This is a genomic window from Bacterioplanes sanyensis (assembly GCF_014652515.1).
Taxonomy (GTDB): Bacteria; Pseudomonadota; Gammaproteobacteria; order Pseudomonadales; family Oceanobacteraceae; genus Bacterioplanes; species Bacterioplanes sanyensis.
This window is the reverse complement of sequence record NZ_BMYY01000010.1, coordinates 38,758-59,862: the sequence shown is the minus strand read 5'-3', so window position 1 is coordinate 59,862 and position 21,105 is coordinate 38,758. Positions and strand designations below refer to the sequence as shown.

Below are 21,105 nucleotides of genomic sequence, written 5' to 3'. Positions count from 1 at the left end.
GGCAGTGCAAATACAAGAAGATGCGGGTGATCGTAACCAACTGCAGATTGCAGGTTATATTTTCGCACTGTTGGCGATTGTCATGATGGTCGCTTTGGGTGTGGTCTCATACCGTGAAACCCGCCGCGACTTAGAGGAAACAGCTAATAAGAATGAGCAAAACCAGATGGCGATTCTGCGTCTGCTGGACGAAATTGCTGACCTTGCAGACGGTGACTTGACCGCCTCTGCGACGGTAACCGAAGACTTCACTGGCGCGATTGCCGACTCCATTAACTACGCCATCGACCAGATGCGCTCGCTGGTATCGGCGATTAACGAAACAGCGGTACAAGTGTCGTCCGCTGCCCAAGAGACTCAGGCGACGGCGATGCACTTAGCGGAAGCATCTGAGCACCAAGCGCAAGAGATTGCTGGCGCTTCTGCAGCGATTAATGAAATGGCGGTGTCGATTGACCAAGTATCTGCCAACGCCTCTGAGTCATCAGCAGTTGCGGAGCGGTCGGTTGCGATCGCTAACAAAGGTGCCGAGGTGGTACAAGCCACCATCAACGGCATGGATAACATCCGTGAGCAGATCCAAGAAACCTCGAAGCGGATTAAGCGCCTGGGTGAATCGTCACAGGAGATTGGTGACATCATCTCTCTGATTACCGACATTGCTGACCAAACCAACATTCTGTCATTGAACGCTGCGATTCAGGCATCGATGGCGGGTGATGCCGGTCGAGGCTTCGCGGTGGTTGCGGATGAGGTTCAGCGTCTTGCGGAACGCTCTGCTGCGGCAACAAAGCAGATTGAGGCGCTGGTTAAAACGATTCAGAACGATACTAACGAGGCTGTAATCTCGATGGAAACCACCACATCTGAGGTGGTGCGTGGTGCTCGTCTGGCCCAAGACGCCGGTGTGGCACTGGAAGAGATTGAGAATGTATCGAAAAACTTGGCCGACTTGATTCAGAACATTTCGAACGCAGCCCGTCAGCAGGCTTCTTCTGCGGGTCATATTTCCAACACGATGAACGTTATTCAGGAAATTACTTCGCAAACTTCGGCGGGTACGACTGCTACGGCGAAATCGATTGGTAATCTGGCTGAAATGGCGAACCAGCTGCGCGAATCGGTTGCCGGCTTTAAGCTGCCTGAGAGTGAAGCAGAGCACCACGACGAGCAGCAAGCGCTGTAGTCAATGCGCTGAGCGGATGAGGCTGAATGAGTCACTCTTTGTATACAGGCTTGGGCAGCGTACCAGAAATGGACGATGTCCAGTTCAGTCGCTGGCAGTCTTTGCTGGAAGAGCGCACAGGCATGTGTTTGCCAACACAACGGCGCTCTTTTCTGCAGACCAGTCTTGGCCTGCGTATGCAGGAAGTCGGCTGTGACAGCTATCAGGAATACTATGATCGGGTTTTAAACGGTCCGGCCGGCGCCATCGAATGGAGCACGCTGGTTGATCGTCTGACCGTACAAGAAACCCGCTTTTTTCGTGACCCTGATGCTTTTGCCTTCGTTGAACAACATATGCGTCAGTTGGCCCGCACTTTGCCAGCAACCAGCACGCTGGAGGCTTGGAGTGTTGGTTGCTCCTCCGGTGAAGAAGCATACAGTCTGGCGATGATGGCGGAGCAAGTGCTAGGAGAAGCGGGGCGTCGCTATGCGATTACCGGTACGGACATTTCTACCATTGTATTGCGCAAAGCCCGCGCTGGGCGTTACTTGGCGCGCTCCCTGCAGTGGTTACCTGATTTTTGCCGTGATTCCAGCATGCTCAGCCTAGAAAATGGCCATATTCAGATCAGCGATATGCTGCGTAAGCATTGTTGCTTTAGCCAAGTGAATATCCTCAATTTGGATACCTGCCCCTTGGAAGAGCAGCACATCATCTATTGTCAGAACGTGTTGATTTACTTTCGTCGCTGGCGGCGTCGAGAAATCTTAAACGCACTGGCCCAGCGCCTGGCACCGGGCGGCGTTCTGATTATTGGGCTGGGAGAAATGGTAGATTGGCAGCACCCGTTACTTGAGCCGGTACGCAGCAGCCGGGTATCGGCCTTCGTACGCAAGACAGAGAATTCGACAGGGGAGACCGCAAGGCGATGAGTCAGGACTACATCGCCCTTGAATGGGTAAAGGGTGAGATAGGCGAGACACTGCAGCAAGCCCAGCAGGCTCTGGAAGTGTATGTCGAAAACCCAGAAGACAAGAGCAGGCTGAAGTTCTGTCTCAGTTATCTGCACCAGATTCATGGCACCTTGCAAATGGTGGAGTTCTATGGTGCTGCTCTGTTGGCGGAAGAAATGGAGGCGGTAGCCTCAGCGCTGGCACACGGTGAACTTAGTAACGAACGTGATGGGCTGGAAATTCTGATGCAGGCCATCATCCAGCTACCGCACTACTTAGAGCATGTTAAGGTCGGACGTCGTGACTTACCTGTAGTCTTGTTGCCAATTCTGAATGAGTTGCGCAGTGCCCGAGGCGAGGCCTTTCTATCAGAGACGGCGCTGTTCAAACCTGCTATTCCTACCGCATCTGAGCTGACAGCAAAGCAGACCCAAGTTTACAACGGTGCTGAGTTTAAGGACTGGGCGCGTAAAGTCCGGCAAATGCTGCAAGCTGCAATGTTGCAGCTGCTACAAAACAAGCAGCCGGAAGTAGCTAAAGGTTACCTCAATAAGAGTTTCGCTCGTTTACACAAAGCCTTACAAAATACACCGCAAGGACGTTTATGGCTGGCAGCGCTTGCCTTTAGCGAATGGCTGTTAAAACAGCAATCCCTACCAGCCAGTGCCAAGCATTTGCTGCGCGAGTTAGATCATGTTCTCAAGGAAACCTTGGAGCAGGGCGCAGCCCTAGTGGCGCAGGAACCTTCCCATGAGTTGATTAAAAACCTGCTGTTTTATGTTGCGCGCACGGATGTCCAGGGCGAAGGCATACGCGCCGCTCAGCAAACCTTTGGCCTTAAGCAGGCGCTGCCAACTGAGGACGAGCTGGCAGAAGAGCGCAGTGCCCTAGCTGGTCCAGATAAGGACACGGTCACCAATGTTCTGGGCGCCTTGATCGAAGAAATAGCCTCAGTAAAAGACCGTTTGGACTTGCTGGTGCGCAGCGACGAAGATCGCCTGCAAGTGCTGTCTGAACAACTGCCGGCATTGAAGCAGTTGAGCGATACCATGGGCATGTTGGGCATGGGCATGCCTCGCAAGGTCATGCAAGAGCAGTTGGGCCAAGTTAGTAAAATGCTGGATCAGCAAAACGCTCCCGATAGTGACTTGCTCGATATGGCCGGCGCCCTGTTGTATGTCGAAGCCACGCTCAGTGGTATGCAAAAAGACGGCGACTTACGTCAGCAATACGAAACACCGCTTTCAGATGCACAGTTAGCCGTGTTACGTGAAGCGCGTAATGTACTCGAACAAGTGAAAGAAGCCATTGTTGAGTACATAGCCAAGCAATGGGACACCGCAGAAATCGACGATGTACCGCGCTTGTTGCATAGCATCGAGGGCTCATTAAACATGATCCCTTTGCCGCGCGTGGCCAACATTTTGTCGCGTGCTGCAGCCTTCGTCAGCGATCAGCTGATTGCAGCGGGGATGCAGCCTCAATGGGCGGTGTTAGATGTATTGGCCGATGTACTCTCTGGTACGGAATACTATCTTGAGCGTTACCGCCAAAGCACCAGTAATACCAGTGACGAGCTACTTGATCGGGCAGAAGAATCGCTAGCACAGCTGCCTGTCACAGACAAAGCCGAAAAAGAAGTCAGCGAGGATGCGCCTGAACAGTTAGGGAATGACCCAGTGACCTCATTCAGTGAGGCTCTGACCATGACTGCAGATGGTGCAGATGCGGAAGAGGCCGACGACAGTAGTTCTGCTGTTGAGGTCAGTTATGACTCGCCCTCGATCGCACAGAAAGAAGAAATAACGCTGGCAGATGTTGCGGCACCTCTTCAAGCTGAAGAGCCAGAGCCAGAGCCAGAGCCAGAGCCAGAGCCAGAGCCAGAGCCAGAGCCAGAGCCAGAGCCAGAAGAAGAAAGCCTGATCGACGAGGAAATTCTGGAAATTTTCCTCGAAGAAGCCGAGGAAGTGACGGAAACGCTGAACGAGTTTTGGCCACAGTTTGTTGCTGACCAGAATGACCAAGAAGCCCTCACCACAGTGCGCCGTGCTTATCACACCCTGAAAGGCAGTGGTCGCATGGTCGAGGCGCAGGATATTGGCGAGTTGGCCTGGTCGATCGAGAACATGTTCAATCGGGTGCTCGATAACACCATTCAGATCAGTCATGAGCTGATCGCTTTGGTGGATCACGTGATGGCTCAGTTACCTGCTCTTATTGATGATTTCCGATGCCAACGTGCCGCCTCCATCAATACGCAGCCGCTGATGGAATACGCCTTTGCGCTTGCGGCGGGTGAGTCGGTAGCGCCATTGACAGCTGTACTGGGTGCAGCTCAGCCTGAAGCCGAAGCCGAAGCCGAAGCCGAAGCCGAAGCCGAAGCCGAAGGCGAAGCCGAAGCCGAAGCCGAAGCCGAAGCCGAAGCCGAAGCCGAAGCCGAAGCCGAAGCCGATACTAAGGGAGAGAGTGATGAAGAGCTCATTGATATCTTTGTTACTGAGGCAGCGACGCACTTAGAGTGTGTAAAGGACTTTATCGCCGAATCTCGCCAAGAGCAGTGCAGCAACACCATTAGTGACCACCTGCAACGCGCTTTGCATACCTTGAAAGGCAGTGCCCATATGGCGGGCCTAACTCATGTCGCTGAGATTGCAGCGCCATTAGAGCGCCTTATCAAAGAGTTGCGGGCCTACCAAGTGCGCAACACTCCTGGGCTGGTCGATTTGCTTGAGCAAGCAGTTGGGTTATTGAACTCAGTGCTTGACCCAGATGTTTTGGTGCGCACCAATGAAATTGACGGCAGCAAAGAGTTTCTGCAGAACTTAACCGAGCTAGAAACCTTGTTGCTTGAGCCGTTACTGCAAGCGGACATGGCTCGCACTACACCAAACCCTCATGCTATTGCTCAGTTCTTAGCCAGTGGTATGGATTCGTTATTAGAAGCTGATGACTTACTGCAGCAGTGGCGACGAGGCGAGCAGTCCGTACTTGATGGGTTGGTGGATGATCTGAATGACGTTGCTATCGGGGCTAGCGATGCGGAAATTCCAGCCATCCAAACCCTCGCAGAAGCACTCGATGGTTTTTATGAGCGAGTGCGCCAGCAAGGTGTTAGTGCTAATGATGAACTGGTTACAGTAGCGGGCAATGCGCACGAAGCGCTGTTATCAATGATGGACTGCCTCGCTGCTGGCCAAGAACTACCGTTATCGGAAAGCGTTATTGAAAGCCTACTGCGCTTACCCACCGTAGAAACAGCGGATGATGATGCCGTAGCTACTGACACGACAGACCAAGACGATCAAGGTGGCGAGAGCATAGAGCTCTCCGCGCTACCCGAAGCCTCCCCGACAGATGAAGAAGCTGAAACTGAAGAACAAGCCAAATCAGTTGTAGATGAGTCGACCCAAGCTGCAACCCAAGCTACAACAACTGGCGAGCCTGTCGTGGATGAAGAGGCGTCTCAGGCAGATGATTTGCCCGTGCTGGAGCTGGAGTCGGTTGACGAAGGCGACAGTGACGATGGGGAAGGTGAAGACAAGTCCGACCTTCTCAGCCTTGAGCAGGAATTAGAAGAGGCTACGGAGGCAACCTCCGCTTCACCTAGTGCCGATGACAGCGATTTAAGCATGCCGGAGTTTGAGGGTGTCAGTAGCGAGCCTTTAACGCCCCGCTCCGAAGAAGACGATGAGCTCTTGAACATCTTCTTGGAAGAAGCCCAAGAGATCACAGAGACCGTCGAAGGAGCATTGCAGCGCTGGCAGGATCATCCTGATAACTTACTAGAAGTGGCACAGCTACAGCGTGAGTTGCATACCTTGAAAGGCGGCGCGCGCATGGCAGAACTGCACACGGTTGCTGACCTGTGCCATGAACTGGAAACCCTGTACGAGAATGTGAATGATGGCCGTCTCAGCGTTTCCGATAAGCTCTTCCAGTTATTGCTGCGCTCTCACGATACCTTGGGCGAACAGCTGGATAACGTACGCACTGGCATGAATCCACCGCCAGCGACTGCGGTCGTAAAGGCACTGCAAGACTTTATTCGTGGTGAAAACAAGGCATTGGTGCTCGAAGAAGAAGCAATAGCGCCGAGCCTTGAAGCGGCTGACTCGGTTCAAGTTACTACGCTGGATGAGTCGGATCGTGAAATCCTTGAGATCTTTGTTGAGGAAGCGCAGGAGCTACAGGAGGCTCTGGATCGTGCCCTGCATGACTGGGAGCAAACGCCCGAAGATAATGAAGCGCCAGCAGAAGCACAGCGTGTGCTGCATACCCTAAAAGGGGGAGCACGCTTGGCTGGTCTAACCGAAATCGGTGATATGGCCCATGCCTTCGAAGCCGATATTTTGCGCGGCCAGCAGGGCTTGCTCGCTACCGACCAAACATTTTTCCAAGATGCTTACTTGCGCCAAGACCGGCTAATCAATCAGGTCGAGTCGGTCGCCGATATGCTAGCCAATGATGGTTATGTGGTGCTGGGTAAGAGCGAGCTGGTACAGCCTGAAGCAGAACCGCCTTTGACGCCTGTCGCCGATGCGCCGGTAGAGCCGGAGGAAGAGCGGCGCTCGGATGCACCAACCGAAAAAACAGCCAGTGAAGCGTCCACCAATGTGGTTCCTCTGCGTCCACAAGCGCCGGCAAAACCGGCAGCGCCAGACAATGAGGCTGCAACTACGCCGGTACGCAAGGCACCGCAAGAGCTGGTTAAGGTTTCAGCTGACCTACTAGATACTTTGGTTAACTTGGCCGGTGAAACCTCGATTGGTCGTGGTCGTCTTGAACAGCAGGTCTCGGACTTTACCGTGACCCTCGATGAAATGGAGATGACACTGGACCGTTTGCGGGACCAGTTGCGACGTCTTGATATTGAAACCGAAGCCCAAGTGCTGTTCCGCCAGGAACGCCAAGGCCCTGATTACGATGACTTTGACCCGCTGGAGATGGACCGCTACTCAGCCATGCAACAGTTGTCGCGTTCCTTGATGGAGTCGGCCTACGACTTGCTCGACCTGAAAGAAACCTTGGGTCTTAAATCTCGAGACGCCGAAACCTTGCTGTTGCAGCAGAGTCGCGTGAACACCGAGCTGCAAGAAGGGTTGATGAAAACGCGCATGGTGCCGTTCCAGCGCCTCGTGCCACGTTTGCGTCGGATTGTGCGCCAGATTGGTCTAGAACTCGATAAGCAAGTGGAGTTCCGAGTCATCAATGCTGACGGTGAAATGGACCGCACCATTCTTGAACGTCTCGTCTCGCCATTAGAACATATGGTGCGCAATGCCATGGACCACGGCATTGAGGACAAACAGCAACGCAGCGCCGCCGGCAAATCGGATAACGGTAACATCGAGCTGGAAATCAGCCGCGATGGCGGCGACGTGGTATTGAAGCTGCGTGATGACGGCCAAGGCATCAATATTGATGCCGTCCGTCGCAAAGCCATCGAACGTGGCCTAATGGATGCCGAATCGCAACTGCCTGATCACGAGATTATGCAGTTTATCTTGCAAGCGGGCTTTTCAACGGCGGAAGCGGTTACCCAGATCTCTGGTCGTGGCGTTGGTATGGACGTCGTCAGCAGCGAAATTAAACAGATGGGTGGCACGGTCGAGATTCTCTCTGAGCCGGGCCAGGGCACCGAGTTTGTTATTCGCTTGCCGTTTACCGTATCCGTTAACCGCGCTTTGATGGTCAGCTTAGGCGATGACTTGTACGCCGTGCCTTTGAATAACATTCAGGGCATTGTGCGCATGCCGATCAAGCAGTTGCAGGCTATGTACGATCAGCCAGCGGATAAGCGTCGCTACGAATATGCTGGCACTGGCTATCAGCTTGAATACTTAGGTGTGCTCATGGACACGGATGCACGGCCTAAAGTTACTTCACAGAGCCTGCCTTTACCTGTGCTACTCATTGGTGGTGCCAATCCGTTTGCATTGCAGGTGGATGCACTATTGGGTTCACGTGAAATTGTGGTGAAAACATTGGGGCCACAATTCGCCTCGGTCATGGGCGTGTCAGGCGGTACCATTCTCGGTGACGGTAGCGTGGTGATCATTCTCGATTTGCCAGCCATGATTCGTACCCAGGCCAGTCTAGAGTACCAGCAGGCCAAAGCTCTGGATGCTCAGGCTGCCGAGCGTCGCCACGAGTTAGAACGCCGCTTACCGCGCGTATTGGTGGTGGATGATTCGGTGACGGTACGTAAGGTAACCACGCGTTTGCTGGAGCGTAACGGCATCGAAGTCTTTACCGCTAAGGACGGCGTCGACGCCATGGCGACCATGCAAGATCACAAACCAGATTTGATCCTGCTCGATATCGAAATGCCACGCATGGATGGCTTTGAGGTGGCCTCGCAGGTCCGCCATGATTCACGCCTGAAAGAAGTACCCATCATCATGATTACTTCGCGTACCGGTGATAAACACCGCGAGCGAGCGATGTCGATTGGTGTGAATGACTATCTCGGCAAGCCGTTCCAAGAAGATAAACTGCTGGCTGCCATGAACCAGCTGTTGGGTAATGGGGATCAGTAACCATGCCGGCACCGCGCATCGGCATCTTGTCCGATGACCGCCTGCAGCAGCACATTCTCAACAGTGCGCTGCGGGACTTTGGCTTTGACATTGCCGTTAATATGGATCCTCAGCGCTTACTGCTGGGGGGCACGTCGGTGCCAGTGGTCGATGCTTGGTTAGTGGATGTACGGCACGAAGACGACGACAGCGATGTCGACTGGCTAGAGCAGCTGTTAGATGGCGATGCACCTGTGCTCATGGGTATGGGCAAAGCACCGCAAACTCATTGCCCGACCTTCCCACGCTGGGAGAAGCGTCTTTACGCTAAGCTGCGCAACGTACTGCGCGACACACCTGTGGTGACAGAAGACGCCTCTGTTCTGGCTGAGTTATCGGCCAAAACGGTTCCCAAGATTCTTTTACCAACTGTGTTTGCGCAACAACAGCCGCGTGAACCTTTGATGGTTTGGGTGTTGGGTGCCTCACTGGGTGGCCCAGAGGCGGTAAAAGCCTTTTTGGATGCGCTACCTGCCGGACTACCGCTGGCGTTTGTTTATGCTCAGCATATTGACCCGAGATTTGAAAGCAGTTTGGGGCAAACCATTGGCCGCCATTGCGATTATCAAATGCGTTCTTTTGTGCCTGGTTATCGTTTACGCAGCGGCGATGTGTTGGTGGCACCGATTCAGCATGAGTTCTGTTTTGATGACCAAGGCCTGACGCAGGATAAAGGCTCTGATTGGCCAGGCCCATACGGCCCATCCATTGATCAAGTGATGATGAACATCGATCAGTATTATGGTGAGCGGGCCGGTTACATCTTGTTTAGCGGTATGGGTAACGATGGTAGCGAAGCGATTGTCAGTATGGCAGATGGGCATGGCCCGATTTGGGCTCAGTCAGCGGCCAGCTGCGCTAGTGCTTCCATGCCGGACAGTGCCCGAGAAACCGGCCATATCAGTTACTCTGGTGACCCTTATCAACTAGCGCTGCAGTTGGTCAACTTTGTGAAAAATTATTGGATGGAAACTCATGAGTCAGCTTCCTAAAACCGAAGGCCCCGTACAAATCAACTGTCTGATGCTGCCATTGAAAGATCGCAACATGCTGTTGCCTAACGTCACAGTGGCAGAAATTGTGCCGTTTTCTCACCTGCTGACCACCAATTCCAATGTTGATTGGGTATTGGGTCGAGTCGATTGGCGCGGTGTGACGGTCCCGGTTGTGTGCTATGAAATGCTCAACAAGCAGGGCGCACCGGCACCTAACCCAAACGCGCGTTTCGCCATCATCAATGGCGTTGGGGCCCATGCGCGCATGCCGTTTTATGCCGTACTGATTCAGGGGATTCCAAAATTGGTGCAGGTGGCCGAAAACGCCCTACAGGAAGTAGACGCCATGAACATGGGCGAGTACGATGCGCGCGTGGTAACGCTCGAGCAAACCCCAGTTGTGATTCCTGATTTGGATCATATCGAGCAAACGCTACTGAACTGTACCTGATTGCTAACCCTGCTTGCCAGTAAGAGATCCCTGCATGAGCCAATTTGTCGTCTGCGCTTTCTATACGCCCAATTACGAGGAAGACGTTAGGCGTCTGGAGATATCGCTAAAAGCCTTTGGCCATGAATACTATTTGAAACCCTGCGAGCGGTTACCCACTTGGGAGCAGAACACCGGCATTAAGCCCGGTTTTTTATTGGAATGTTTGCAGCGCTTTCCCGATAAAGATGTGCTCTACATCGATGCCGATGCTTTTGTTCGCCGCGAACTGGAGGGGTTTGATCAGTTTGAGGGCGATATCGGCATTCATTTCAATGAAAACGGTGGTTCGCATAAGATTCGTACTGGCACCATCTATTTGCGCAATAACCCGCGCACGCTGAGCTTTTTGCAAGATTGGACGGCCGCCCAGCAAACCAATGTGAATTTTAATGACCAAGACAGCTTTGAAGTGGTGCTGGCCAATAAGCCGGAGGTAAGCTTCTTTCAGCTGCCGGTGGCGTTCGTCAAAATTTACGATCGGGCTGGTGATGATGTGGCACCCTACATTGAGCACTTTCAGTCCAGTCGCCTGAGCGAAAATATAAAAATCCGCGATGGGAAAGCCCGCAAGCGTAAAAAGTACCGGCGTTTATTGATCATTACCAACCTAGTGTATTTGGCTATTATTGCAGCGCTGGTGCTATGACTATGCCATCCGTTTCGATTCTGATGTATCACCAGGTCGGTGAGTTCAGCGATGTTAAGCGCTTAAAAGCTAACTATTGCCATGTTCGTCACTTTGCCGCGCACATGGCTTTTTTACGTATGGCGCGATATCAGGTGGTCAGCTTAGACACCGCAGTTAAAGCACTGAAAGGTGAGGTTGAGCTGAGTGGTCATGCCGTTGCCATTACTTTCGATGATGGCTACGAAAACTTTTATCAGTATGCTTACCCAATTCTGCAACGCTATCAGTTGCCGGCCACGGTTTATGCTGTCGCTGGGCTGTTGGGGCAAAGCTCTGATTGGCTGTATGAAGATAAACTGACACCTGCGCCCTTGATGAGCGTCGAACGGATGCGCGAAGTGCAGCATAACGGCTTGATTGAGTTTGGCTCTCACGCCATTACTCATCCTCGCCTGACACAGATTTCGACGGCAGCTATGCAGGATGAAGTCGTGCGCTCTAAGCAGCTATTAGAAGACGCCTTGCAGCGCCCAGTTGATCACATTTGTTACCCTTACGGCGACCATAACGAAGCCGTGGTCGACGCTGCCAGAGCTGCGGGCTATGCCAGTGGTACCACCATTGTAAAAGGCATCGCTACTGCTGCTCATGACCCTTTGGCACTGCCGCGCAAAGCCATGTCGTTTAATGAAGGGCGTTATCGTTTGTGGCGTAATTTGCACTTTAAAAACGGTGATCTGGCCAAAAATATTGTGTTGCAGCCGTGCCAGGAAAGCGCATGAGTACCTCCCCCTCTTTTTTAGTCGCTGTTCCTACTTTCAACCGCGCTCATTTATTACCGCGGGTGATGGAGTCCATCGCTCGCCAGGATTATGACAACTGGCGCGTACTGTTTGTTGATGATGCCAGCAGTGATAACACCGCCGAGGTGATCGCTGGTTATCAGCAGCAATACCCTAATCGCATTCACTATGTTTGCATGGCGCAAAACAGCGGTGTTAATGCGGTACGCAATCGTATTATTGAAGAAGCCATGGCCATCGCTGCAGAGGATTTTATCGTCTGGATCGACGACGATGACTATTTGGCGCCGCAATGCTTGGAGCAAGCTGCTGCTGCCATTGAAGCGCAGCCGGGGTATGTGTGGTACACACTCGATTGCATTCACGAGGACGGTTCTTATATTTCCCGCATTCGTGAATACGGAGAGATGTCTTACCTGCGCGATTATATGTTTGGTAAGCGTATGCGTGGCGACATGACCCATGTTGTAAAAGCATCTGCCATCGGCGATGTGCGTTTTTGCACCCAATTTCGCAATGCTGAAGTCTGGTATTTTTGGTCGCAGCTGGCTGCATGCTACCCGTTGTATGCCGTCGCCAAGCCAGGCTCAGTAAAGGAATATTTACCCGATGGCATCACCCAAAAGGGATTTAATCGCGATAAAGCCATTGCGGTATTACAGCTAAAAATAGCGACTCTTGAGCCACTGGTAGGGCGCAAACCGCTGCTGCATCAATACACCACTTTGGCCAAACATTACTACAACGCGGGTGATTTTCGCGCTGCGCGTCGCTGTTTAACTCAAGTGCTGACTAGCAATCCGGGCTATGTGCGCCAGTACCCGCATTGGCTGAAGCTGGGGTTAAGGTCGCTGCGGCCGGGCTAAACAGCAGTTGCTCTATGGGAGCAAGTGAGCATGCCGCTGGCAATTGCTGGCGGTTGTTGTCAATAAACTTCCTCAGCGCCTGATTATAGGCAGGCTCAAAACGCGCTTGTTGGTGGGCAGCAAAGTGTTTGATGCCGGTATCAATCCAGGCGCTGTTGCCCTCGGCATTAATGTAGATATTACGTTTGTTGATATCAGAAAACACGATGCGGTGTTGTTTCATGCGCTGTAAGTCTGCTGCCACGCTGAGCATGGCCTGGCGCAGCAGGGTGGCCGATGTCGATGAATCGTCAATTAGAGCTTCAAATTCGCGGTAGCCTGCTTGAGTTAGATCTTCCATGGCGTAGTAGCCTAGGTAAGAGGGCTTAGCAAATGGGCGCAGGTTGATGCCGGTTTCATAAATATGCGGCACTCGTACGCCAATCTGCTGCAACACGCGGTTGCCCTTGATCTCCTTCGATAGGCGGCTGTGATTCCACAACAGTTTTACATACTCATGCCAAGAACGAGCCTTGACCAGTTTAACCACCTGCTGCTGACGGTCTACCGCTGCCACCAGTGACGGTTTATGGTCAATCAGAATCGAGCTTAAATGCTCTTGCTGACGTGATAAGCAAATAAAGCGCTGTGGCTTGCCATCGGCTGCCACATTGAAATAGCGAAACAAAACAATCCCCTAGCGGGCCACTGCCGCCGTCCTTGAGCACAAAATAAGTGGGGATTTTAAATGAGGTCGCGGCGATCACCACCATAAAAGTGTAACAAAACCATGATAAACGCCGTTCCAGCCACATTAACTAACGGGCTGATACGGTGTCATAGCGGCGTGGGCGTAATGCTCTGATGTTGCTTGCTGGGCCATGGGGCGTTGCAGGATGCTGCTGATGACCTGGCTGGGGTGGCAATCTTCGTGAATGACGCCAAGGTCTTGCAAGCAGGCTTTGTACTCTGGTGTGAGCACTAAGCGTCGGAATTCTTGCTCCAGTTTATCGTCCTGCAACATGGCGACCCAGCGGCGATAATGATCGCCCATTTTGCGCACGCCCTTTTCTAGCAGTTGGGCGCGATTTTCAATATTGGCGATAAAGCTGGCTTTGCTGCGAATGGGATAGTGGTAGACCGTGATGTTGTCGCACTGGCGTTGGTTGAGCCAGCCCCAAGCATGCCAAGCACGATGATTGCCGCCTTTAATACGCAACATACCCAGCGAGCGCACCATAACTTTGCCATGGATGTTGCCCAGCATAATGGACATATGGTCGGTTTGACGCTCGCTGCCTTTGCGATATAGCACCGGGAACTGCACGCAGTTGGTTTGGCTGTAAAAAGGTGCGTTATTTTCGAATGCGTCTTGCTCAAACAATACGTTGCGACGCTGGCAGCCAATAATTGAACCGGTACGGGTGAGCTCATCTTTCAGGCTCCCGGTTTTGGGGATCCAGAACTCGTCAGCATCGTTAGCAATGGTCCAGTCAGCGCCGTGCTCTTTGCGGGCGATGCGGGCCATTTCTGTTTTCCAATTGCTTTGCTGATAGTCCAGCTCTGGCCGCTCGATCAAGGTGATGTCGTATTGCTTGGCCAGCGCTTGAACCTGCTCCCGAGTGCCATCGGTGGAGCCATTATCCATGACAACAAAGCTATCAACGCCAAGGGCTGCATGCACACGAATGTTGTCGGCGATGATGTCCGCTTCGTTTTTAACCAGCAAATTCATGGTCAAGTGCATGGTAAGAGTCCTATATCGATGGCGAGAGTTGTTGTTTCTGGTACGGAGATGCTCTCCGCTAAACCATTGTTCCGTTTGTGGATCTGATTGTTCCGCAATATTAGCATCTTGGCGGGGTAGCTCAATGACAGCTGCATGAAGATTTGTTCAAGTTGGCAAATTGTCAGCTGTGTACTGGGGTGGATAAGGGAGGCTGGGTGGCAATCTAGCGGTGATAGGTCATGGAGGCGTGCAGAAGCAGCCCGTCACGAGTAGCTGGACCGAGTTACAGAACCTCAGCTCCTTCGGTAACAGACGTTACTGCTGTTTGGCTAGGAGACGTTGAGCGCTTTGCGAAAGGTTTTACAGTTGCTGCAGTTTGCGCTCGAACGAGCGCCAAGCTTTGCCCAGATAATAGCGGGCAAGTGCTGGGCAGCGTAGGTTGAGAGGATTGATGCCTGGGTTGCTGACACCGTCGATCACCACCAGCCGCTGCTGCTCACCTTGCCGTTGCAGCATTAGGTTGTTGGGGCTGAGATCGCGCACGCAAATGGCGTTGCTCATTAAGTAATGCTTGAGATCTGCGACCAGTGCTGAGCACTGCTGTGGCGACAGTTCACCCTGCAGCAAAGCTTGGTGCAGCGTGGGAGCACTGCTACCGTCACTTTTGCAGACACGATCAAACACCGCGGCCGGTCCCAGGTTGGTGTTCACCATGCCGCGATAAAGCGCCAGGCGGCTGGTGTCTTTGCCTTGTTTTTGTAGCAGCTGAAAGTAGGCCCGCTCACGACGGGTTTGCTTTTCGGGCCGCCGTGCCACCTTAACGCACAATTGGGTGTTGTCAGGGTGCTGATAGCAGTCGCGATCGCGGCCTTTTCCTAACAGTAGCTCTGGCGTCAGAGTGAGCATGTCAGCAAAGCTTGTAGATTGTCAGTCAGTTCGTCACTGCTGCAGACTTGCACCTGCAGCTTGGCAAATAACTGGCAAAACGCTTCATAGTTGTCGACGTTGGGGTTAGCGATCGACAGCAAGCGGGCATCAGGCCTTAACCAGCGACTATTAATCAACGTCGACGAGACATCGCCGATGATCAGCGGGTTGGCTGGCAGCAGTGGCAGTAAGGCCTCAAACGGAACTCTGTGTGGTAGTAGTACAAACCCATCACGTTCAGCGGCGTTGAGAATGTCTGGGTTGCTATTGCGAGGGTGGTATTTGATGCCGGTGCGCAGGCCAGCTGCTTGCAGTGTTTGCACGGTGCGTAGCATGGCGTCCCGGTAGCCGGGCAAGCGCTCAATGATGGACTCATGCGGCAAAGTCAGAATGCAGTCCAGTTCGCCAACATCGGCCGTATTGGCGGCAAAAAAGTTTAATAGCTGCTGGCAAAAATCCTGCACCACGGTATTGCCTTCAAACAGCGGCTGCAACGGCACGGCCTGTTTTTGCTGCAGCAGCGGATGCACCAACTGTGGGAAGGCAACAAAAATCTCGTCAATCCAGGCGGAGCCGCCAATGGTCGGGGGGCTTTGCCACCAGCGGCCGTAAATCAGTTTCTTTAGCCCGCTGTCGATGATGCGATCAGAGAAACTGGCCGAGGCCTTGCGCCCAACGTAAGTAAAGGTGCCTTCATCCATGTAGACGCCTTTGGCACAGCGCCCAGTTTGCTGGGCACAATGCATGGCATACTGAAACTCAATGCGGCGGTCATTGCCGGTAAAAATGGTGGCGGGGCGATACTGCTCGACCCATTGCTGCAAACGAGCAAAGGTCTGGCGGCGACTGTTGAGCTTGGCGCGTTGGCTGCCGTGTTGTCCGCCACTGATATGTATCTGGTTAAACGGCGAACCTTGCCAATGATTAAGCAACTGGTGGTAGGGGTTGTCTGCCACAACGGGTTGATCAATCAGCCATAGATCGGCGTTTATATCCGCAGAGCGACTGGCTATGGCTACTGAGTTCAGCAGGTGCAGTGGAGTGGAGGCAAGAAAAAGCTGATGAGCCATGACAAAACCGGCAGTGGAGTTAACGGCGCCATAGTACTGTGAACCATGCGCGCATTAAACCGTTCAGTGACCGCGGGAGCGGGCTGGAATAATCCGTTGCAGCGGCGGTTATATTGGCGCTTTGCGCTGGCTTGGTAAACACAATAATACGGTGAGCCAATACAGGCTAATCGACGCAGCACGCACCGACGGCGCATTGGTCAAGCCGGAGAGTAAAAAGCAAATACCGACCAACAACCCGATCAAAGCGCGACTGTCTCTGTGGTGACGTAAGCGCCGTGCGAACAAAAACAGTGGCAGCCACAGCGGCAGCAAGTACAGCACAGCTCGTGGAATACCAAACCAAGCTAGGGCGTTGAGGGTATCGTTGTGCAGGTGATCAAACACCGTCGCTCGTGGGTGAATGATGGGCTCGCCATCATCTCCCGTCTGCTGTAAAAACGTGCTGTGCTGGCCAATGCCGACTCCGGTCAGCGGTTGCTGTTGCACGATTTCAATGGCGCCCTGCCACATCAATAAGCGCAGACCGCTGGAGGAGTACGCCATATTGCCGCGGTTAACTTCTTCATAGGCCAAGCTAAAGCGATGGGGCAGTTGGCTTTGGCTGACCGCTACCAAAGCCAAAGCCGAAATGGCCAAGCCAATGCCTAGCGCGGTACGCCAACGTAGAAAGCGCAGCCCCAAAATGATGAAAAAAACCAGCAAGGTCACTGCCAGTGCCAGCATTGGGCCGCGCCCGCCGGTCATCACCAGTGCCGCTCCGCCGAGCAATAAAGCACTGATGTTCAATAGTAAAAACAGCAACTGTCGTCGTTGCCGGCTCAGAGCGAGGCTGGCGCAGGTCGCCACCAGCATCATGGCGAGGCAGGTGGCGTAAATCAGTGGCATATTGAGGTTGCCATCGGTGCGATAGGTGAGCGAACTGTGCTGAATGAAGTCGATCACCCCCGGCAGCGCCATTAACAGTAGCGCGATGGGTAACCCCCACTCTAACCAGCGCAATGGCGCTGGCCTCATGGTCGCTGCGGCCAGTGCCAAGCATAATGCTGGAATGGCGTAGCTATCGAACAGTCGGTCGGTTACCTTTTCAACACCGCCTCCGGCGCTAGCAAACACCATCAGGCTGGCGGCGAATAATGCCAAGGCAAAGTGGCGTCGATCTGTGGCCAGTGTTGGCAGTGATTTATGCCGCAGTAGCTCGCCGGAGAGCACCAGCAAGGCCAACAGGCCGGCAATGTGAACCAGAGACTTGGTGAGATGGTAATGCAGACCTAATACCACCATCCCTGTGAGCAGCAGAGCGGTAATGAGGGAAGGCAGGTGTTTGAAATTCGGTATGGGTAATGTCACGACAACCTGCCTGTGCGGTATGGGCGATGGCCTGCCAGCTGAGGACATCGCCACCGAGTTCTAGCGCAACTCCCGCCATACCGCCAAGCAAGGTTCTGCCTGGTTCAAGGTATAAAAGTGAATACCGGGAGCGCCGCCATCCAGTAAGCGCTGACACAGCTCAGTCACGACCTGTTGGCCAAACTGGCGAATGCTGTCGATGTCGTCGCCATAGGCTTCCAGCTGTTTGCGAATCCAGCGCGGAATTTCTGCGCCGCAAGCGTCGCTAAAGCGGGCCAGCTTGCTGTAATTGGTGATCGGCATGATACCCGGGATGATGGGAATGTCTACGCCCTTGGCCTGTGCCCGTTCAACAAAATGAAAGTAGCTATCCGCGTTAAAGAAGTACTGGGTGATGGCACTGTCGGCGCCGGCTTTGACCTTGTTTACAAAGTTGTTGAGGTCGCTTTCAAAGTTATTGGCTTGCGGATGCATTTCCGGGTAGGCCGCGACTTCCAAGGTAAAGTGGTCGCCGGTTTCCTCGCGAATAAACTCCACCAGCTCATTGGCGTAGCGCAGTTCGCTGCTCGCCAGGCCCGCGCCGGAGGGTAAATCACCGCGCAAGGCGACGATGCGATTGATACCTAACGCCTGATAGTCGTGTAGCAGTTGGCGTAGGTCGTCTTTGCTGTCACCAACGCACGACATATGCGGTGCTGCGCTGATGCCGCTGTCTTGGATCGCTTTAACGATGGCATAGGTGCGGTCTCGGGTAGAGCCGCCAGCACCGTAGGTGACAGAAAAAAATTCTGGGTTGTGCTGCGCCAGTTCATCACGCACGCGCAACAGCTTTTGTGTGCCTTCGTCGGTCTTGGTAGGGAAGAACTCGAAACTCAGGGTAGTCATAAATATTGGCCACGTCGGTGTCAGCAGTCGGCCTCTGCCCAAGGGGCCGACTGCTTGAGCGGGTTAGTATTTGTAAGCGTCTGGCTTGTAAGGGCCATCAACGTTAACGGCGATGTAGTCCGCTTGCTCTTGGGTCAGGCGGGTAATCACACCGCCAAAGCCCTCGACCATGTCCTTGGCTACTTCTTCGTCCAGCTTCTTCGGTAGCACTTTCACATAGACGTTCTCGGCTTTTTTCTCGGCCGGCAGGTCAGCGAACTTGTGCTCGTACAAATACATTTGTGCCAATACCTGGTTGGCAAAAGAGCCATCCATGATGCGTGATGGGTGACCCGTCGCGTTGCCCAGGTTGACCAAGCGGCCTTCGGACAACAGGATCAGGTGATCATTGCTGGCTGCGTCGCGCACCACTTTGTGTACTTGTGGTTTGATTTCATCCCACTGCCAGTTTTCACGCATGTAAGCGGTGTCGATCTCGTTGTCGAAGTGACCGATGTTGCACACCACGGCACCGCTCTTCAGCGCTTGCAGCATGTTTTTGTCACACACATTGACGTTGCCGGTGGTGGTCACGATCAAGTCGGTATTGCCCAACAGCTCTTTGTTGATGCCGTCTAAAGTGCCGGTGTTCACGCCGTTTTTGTAGGGGGAAACAACTTCAAAGCCATCCATACAGGCCTGCATGGCACAGATGGGATCCACTTCGGTCACTTTGACGATCATGCCCTCCTGGCGCAGGGAGGCGGCAGAGCCTTTACCCACGTCGCCGTAGCCAATCACCAGCGCTTTTTTACCGCTCAGCAAGTGGTCGGTAGCGCGCTTGATGGCGTCGTTCAGCGAGTGGCGGCAGCCGTACTTGTTGTCGTTTTTCGACTTGGTCACGGCGTCATTGACGTTGATCGCCGGTACTTTCAGCTCACCCTTGTTGAGCATGTCTAACAGGCGATGCACACCGGTGGTGGTTTCTTCGGAAATACCGTGAATGGCGTCCAGCATTTGCGGGAAGCGTGTGTGAACCATCTCGGTCAAATCGCCGCCATCGTCGAGAATGATGTTGGCGTCCCAAACCTGCTCGCTGTCTTTTTCTGCGCGAATGGTTTGCTCAATGCACCACAGGAACTCTTCTTCGGTTTCACCTTTCCAGGCGAATACCGGAATGTTTGCGGCTGCGATGGCAGCGGCAGCGTGATCCTGGGTAGAGAAGATGTTGCACGATGACCAGCGCACTTCGGCGCCCAGGTCCACCAGCGTTTCGATCAACACGGCGGTTTGAATGGTCATGTGAATGCAGCCCATGATCTTGGCGCCGGCCAGCGGCTGCTCGTCTTTGTACTTGCGGCGCAGCGCCATCAGCGCTGGCATTTCACCTTCGGCGATGTCGATTTCTTTACGGCCCCAGTCGGCCAGGCTGATGTCGGCGACTTTATAATCGGTAAATTGAGTCATAACTATTGCCTCTGCTTATACGTTGGCCGCTGCTTTTAATGCATCGACTTTGTCAGTTTTTTCCCAGGTAAAGGCGGTGAAGGTTTTGCTCTTCTGCTCGCCGTTTTCCTCGTACTCATAAGTGTGCTCGAACGGCTCGCGACCAAAGTGACCGTAAGCGGCGGTCAGTTGGTACATGGGGTAGAGCAGTTCCAGCTGGTTTTGAATGGCGTATGGGCGCAGGTCGAACACTTCGCGCACTACCTTGGCCAACTCGATGTCGCTGATCTTGCCGGTGCCAAAGGTGTTGATCGAAATTGACGTCGGCTCGGCCACGCCGATGGCGTAGGACACCTGGATTTCACAGCGATCTGCTAGGTCTGCGGCAACGATGTTTTTAGCCACATAGCGGCCCATGTAAGCGGCACTGCGGTCAACTTTGGAAGGGTCCTTGCCAGAGAAAGCTCCGCCACCGTGGCGCGCCATGCCGCCGTAGGTGTCGACGATGATCTTACGACCGGTGAGGCCGGCATCACCCACTGGGCCACCAATCACAAAGTTACCCGTTGGGTTGATGTGATACAGGGTATCTTCCGTCAGCCACTCAGCTGGCAACACAGGTTTGATGATGTTTTCCAGCACGGCTTCGCGCAGGTCAGCCTGGTCGATGGACGGATCATGCTGGGTCGACAGCACTACGGCATCGACTTTGGGCGTGCCACCCTCGTAGTTGATGGTGACCTGAGATTTTGCATCCGGACGCAGCCACGGCAGCATGCCGTTGCGGCGCAGCTCAGATTGACGCTGCACCAAACGGTGCGCGTAATACACAGGCGCAGGCATCAGGTTTGGCGTTTCGTTGGTGGCGTAGCCAAACATCAGGCCTTGGTCCCCGGCACCTTGGTCTTCGGGCTTAGCGCGGTCAACACCTTGGTTGATGTCCACCGACTGTTTGCCAATGCCGTTCAGCACCGCGCAGGTGGCGCCATCAAAGCCGACATTGGAGCTGTCATAGCCGATGCCAGTGATGACGTCGCGCACAATGTCTTCCAGGTCGACGTAGCACGAGGTGGTAACTTCACCCGCGACCACGGCCATGCCGGTTTTTACCAGCGTCTCTACCGCCACACGCGCGTAAGGGTCACGAGCGATGATGGCATCGAGTACGGCGTCAGAAATCTGGTCGGCAACTTTGTCTGGATGGCCTTCAGACACAGACTCAGAAGTGAAGATGGAATATTCGCTCATAGCGTCCT

The 21,105-nt window shown here is 53.6% G+C and carries 15 protein-coding genes and 1 pseudogene; 8 read left to right on the top strand and 8 right to left on the bottom strand.

Annotated elements, in window-relative coordinates; all coding sequences use genetic code 11:
* Positions 1-151 precede the first annotated feature (151 nt).
* The 8 genes and pseudogenes from IE090_RS18070 to IE090_RS13650 form a co-directional block, all read left to right on the top strand.
* Positions 152-1,186: pseudogene (locus IE090_RS18070) on the top strand (methyl-accepting chemotaxis protein); the annotation flags it as partial.
* 26 nt (positions 1,187-1,212) lie between these two features.
* Complete coding sequence (locus IE090_RS13680; protein ID WP_189388977.1) at positions 1,213-2,100, top strand: CheR family methyltransferase; 888 nt, start codon at positions 1,213-1,215, stop codon at positions 2,098-2,100.
* The gene (locus tag IE090_RS13675; protein ID WP_189388976.1) at positions 2,097-8,660 is read left to right on the top strand and encodes an Hpt domain-containing protein; all 6,564 of its coding nucleotides are present in this window, start codon (positions 2,097-2,099) and stop codon (positions 8,658-8,660) included. The genes IE090_RS13680 and IE090_RS13675 overlap by 4 nt, the downstream gene beginning before the upstream one ends.
* 2 nt (positions 8,661-8,662) lie before the next feature.
* Positions 8,663-9,691 (top strand): chemotaxis protein CheB, encoded by a 1,029-nt coding sequence (locus IE090_RS13670; protein WP_189388974.1) that lies wholly within the window; start codon positions 8,663-8,665, stop codon positions 9,689-9,691.
* On the top strand, positions 9,675-10,145 hold the full coding sequence (locus IE090_RS13665) for a chemotaxis protein CheW (protein ID WP_189388972.1): 471 nt from the start codon (positions 9,675-9,677) through the stop codon (positions 10,143-10,145). The genes IE090_RS13670 and IE090_RS13665 overlap by 17 nt, the downstream gene beginning before the upstream one ends.
* A 34-nt stretch (positions 10,146-10,179) precedes the next feature.
* Positions 10,180-10,833: a putative nucleotide-diphospho-sugar transferase gene (locus IE090_RS13660; protein ID WP_189388970.1), complete on the top strand. Its 654-nt coding sequence runs from the start codon at positions 10,180-10,182 to the stop codon at positions 10,831-10,833.
* Positions 10,834-10,835: 2 nt separating this feature from the next.
* Entirely contained in the window at positions 10,836-11,597 is a 762-nt protein-coding gene (locus tag IE090_RS13655) for a polysaccharide deacetylase family protein (RefSeq protein ID WP_189388969.1), read from the top strand.
* A complete protein-coding gene (locus IE090_RS13650; RefSeq protein ID WP_189388967.1) occupies positions 11,594-12,484 on the top strand; it encodes a glycosyltransferase family 2 protein in 891 nt (296 codons plus the stop codon). Before IE090_RS13655 ends, IE090_RS13650 begins: the two co-directional genes overlap by 4 nt.
* On the opposite strand, the gene IE090_RS13645 is transcribed toward IE090_RS13650, so the two are convergent.
* The 8 genes from IE090_RS13645 to metK all read right to left on the bottom strand — a co-directional run bounded on the left by IE090_RS13645 (position 12,411) and on the right by metK (position 21,097).
* Positions 12,411-13,151, bottom strand: a complete 741-nt coding sequence (locus tag IE090_RS13645) for a hypothetical protein (RefSeq protein ID WP_189388965.1) — start codon at positions 13,149-13,151, stop codon at positions 12,411-12,413. The genes IE090_RS13650 and IE090_RS13645 overlap by 74 nt on opposite strands.
* Before the next feature lie 126 nt (positions 13,152-13,277).
* Positions 13,278-14,210, bottom strand: a complete 933-nt coding sequence (locus tag IE090_RS13640) for a glycosyltransferase family 2 protein (RefSeq protein WP_189388962.1) — start codon at positions 14,208-14,210, stop codon at positions 13,278-13,280.
* Between the two features lie 342 nt (positions 14,211-14,552).
* On the bottom strand, positions 14,553-15,098 hold the full coding sequence (locus IE090_RS13635; RefSeq protein ID WP_189388959.1) for a YrbL family protein: 546 nt from the start codon (positions 15,096-15,098) through the stop codon (positions 14,553-14,555).
* Complete coding sequence (locus IE090_RS13630) at positions 15,086-16,189, bottom strand: polysialyltransferase family glycosyltransferase (RefSeq protein ID WP_189388957.1); 1,104 nt, start codon at positions 16,187-16,189, stop codon at positions 15,086-15,088. Before IE090_RS13630 ends, IE090_RS13635 begins: the two co-directional genes overlap by 13 nt.
* Positions 16,190-16,297: 108 nt before the next feature.
* Positions 16,298-17,539, bottom strand: a complete 1,242-nt coding sequence (locus tag IE090_RS13625; RefSeq protein WP_189388955.1) for an O-antigen ligase family protein — start codon at positions 17,537-17,539, stop codon at positions 16,298-16,300.
* Between the two features lie 60 nt (positions 17,540-17,599).
* Positions 17,600-18,424 carry a methylenetetrahydrofolate reductase [NAD(P)H] gene (gene metF, locus IE090_RS13620; RefSeq protein ID WP_189388953.1) on the bottom strand — a complete coding sequence of 275 codons (825 nt, stop codon included), beginning with the start codon at positions 18,422-18,424 and terminating at the stop codon, positions 17,600-17,602.
* 63 nt (positions 18,425-18,487) lie between these two features.
* Positions 18,488-19,870, bottom strand: a complete 1,383-nt coding sequence (gene ahcY / locus IE090_RS13615; RefSeq protein ID WP_189388951.1) for an adenosylhomocysteinase — start codon at positions 19,868-19,870, stop codon at positions 18,488-18,490.
* 15 nt (positions 19,871-19,885) lie between these two features.
* Positions 19,886-21,097, bottom strand: a complete 1,212-nt coding sequence (metK, locus tag IE090_RS13610; RefSeq protein ID WP_189388949.1) for a methionine adenosyltransferase — start codon at positions 21,095-21,097, stop codon at positions 19,886-19,888.
* Between the last annotated feature and the right edge of the window lie 8 nt (positions 21,098-21,105).

Bases quoted from the DNA above. Each gene is read 5' to 3' on its own strand.
- IE090_RS13680 (WP_189388977.1), top strand. From the start codon at position 1,213: ATGAGTCACTCTTTGTATACAGGCTTGGGCAGCGTACCAGAAATGGAC.
- IE090_RS13675 (WP_189388976.1), top strand. From the start codon at position 2,097: ATGAGTCAGGACTACATCGCCCTTGAATGGGTAAAGGGTGAGATAGGC.
- IE090_RS13670 (WP_189388974.1), top strand. From the start codon at position 8,663: ATGCCGGCACCGCGCATCGGCATCTTGTCCGATGACCGCCTGCAGCAG.
- IE090_RS13665 (WP_189388972.1), top strand. From the start codon at position 9,675: ATGAGTCAGCTTCCTAAAACCGAAGGCCCCGTACAAATCAACTGTCTG.
- IE090_RS13660 (WP_189388970.1), top strand. From the start codon at position 10,180: ATGAGCCAATTTGTCGTCTGCGCTTTCTATACGCCCAATTACGAGGAA.
- IE090_RS13655 (WP_189388969.1), top strand. From the start codon at position 10,836: ATGCCATCCGTTTCGATTCTGATGTATCACCAGGTCGGTGAGTTCAGC.
- IE090_RS13650 (WP_189388967.1), top strand. From the start codon at position 11,594: ATGAGTACCTCCCCCTCTTTTTTAGTCGCTGTTCCTACTTTCAACCGC.
- IE090_RS13640 (WP_189388962.1), bottom strand. From the start codon at position 14,210: ATGCACTTGACCATGAATTTGCTGGTTAAAAACGAAGCGGACATCATC.
- IE090_RS13635 (WP_189388959.1), bottom strand. From the start codon at position 15,098: ATGCTCACTCTGACGCCAGAGCTACTGTTAGGAAAAGGCCGCGATCGC.
- IE090_RS13630 (WP_189388957.1), bottom strand. From the start codon at position 16,189: ATGGCTCATCAGCTTTTTCTTGCCTCCACTCCACTGCACCTGCTGAAC.
- metF (WP_189388953.1), bottom strand. From the start codon at position 18,424: ATGACTACCCTGAGTTTCGAGTTCTTCCCTACCAAGACCGACGAAGGC.
- ahcY (WP_189388951.1), bottom strand. From the start codon at position 19,870: ATGACTCAATTTACCGATTATAAAGTCGCCGACATCAGCCTGGCCGAC.
- metK (WP_189388949.1), bottom strand. From the start codon at position 21,097: ATGAGCGAATATTCCATCTTCACTTCTGAGTCTGTGTCTGAAGGCCAT.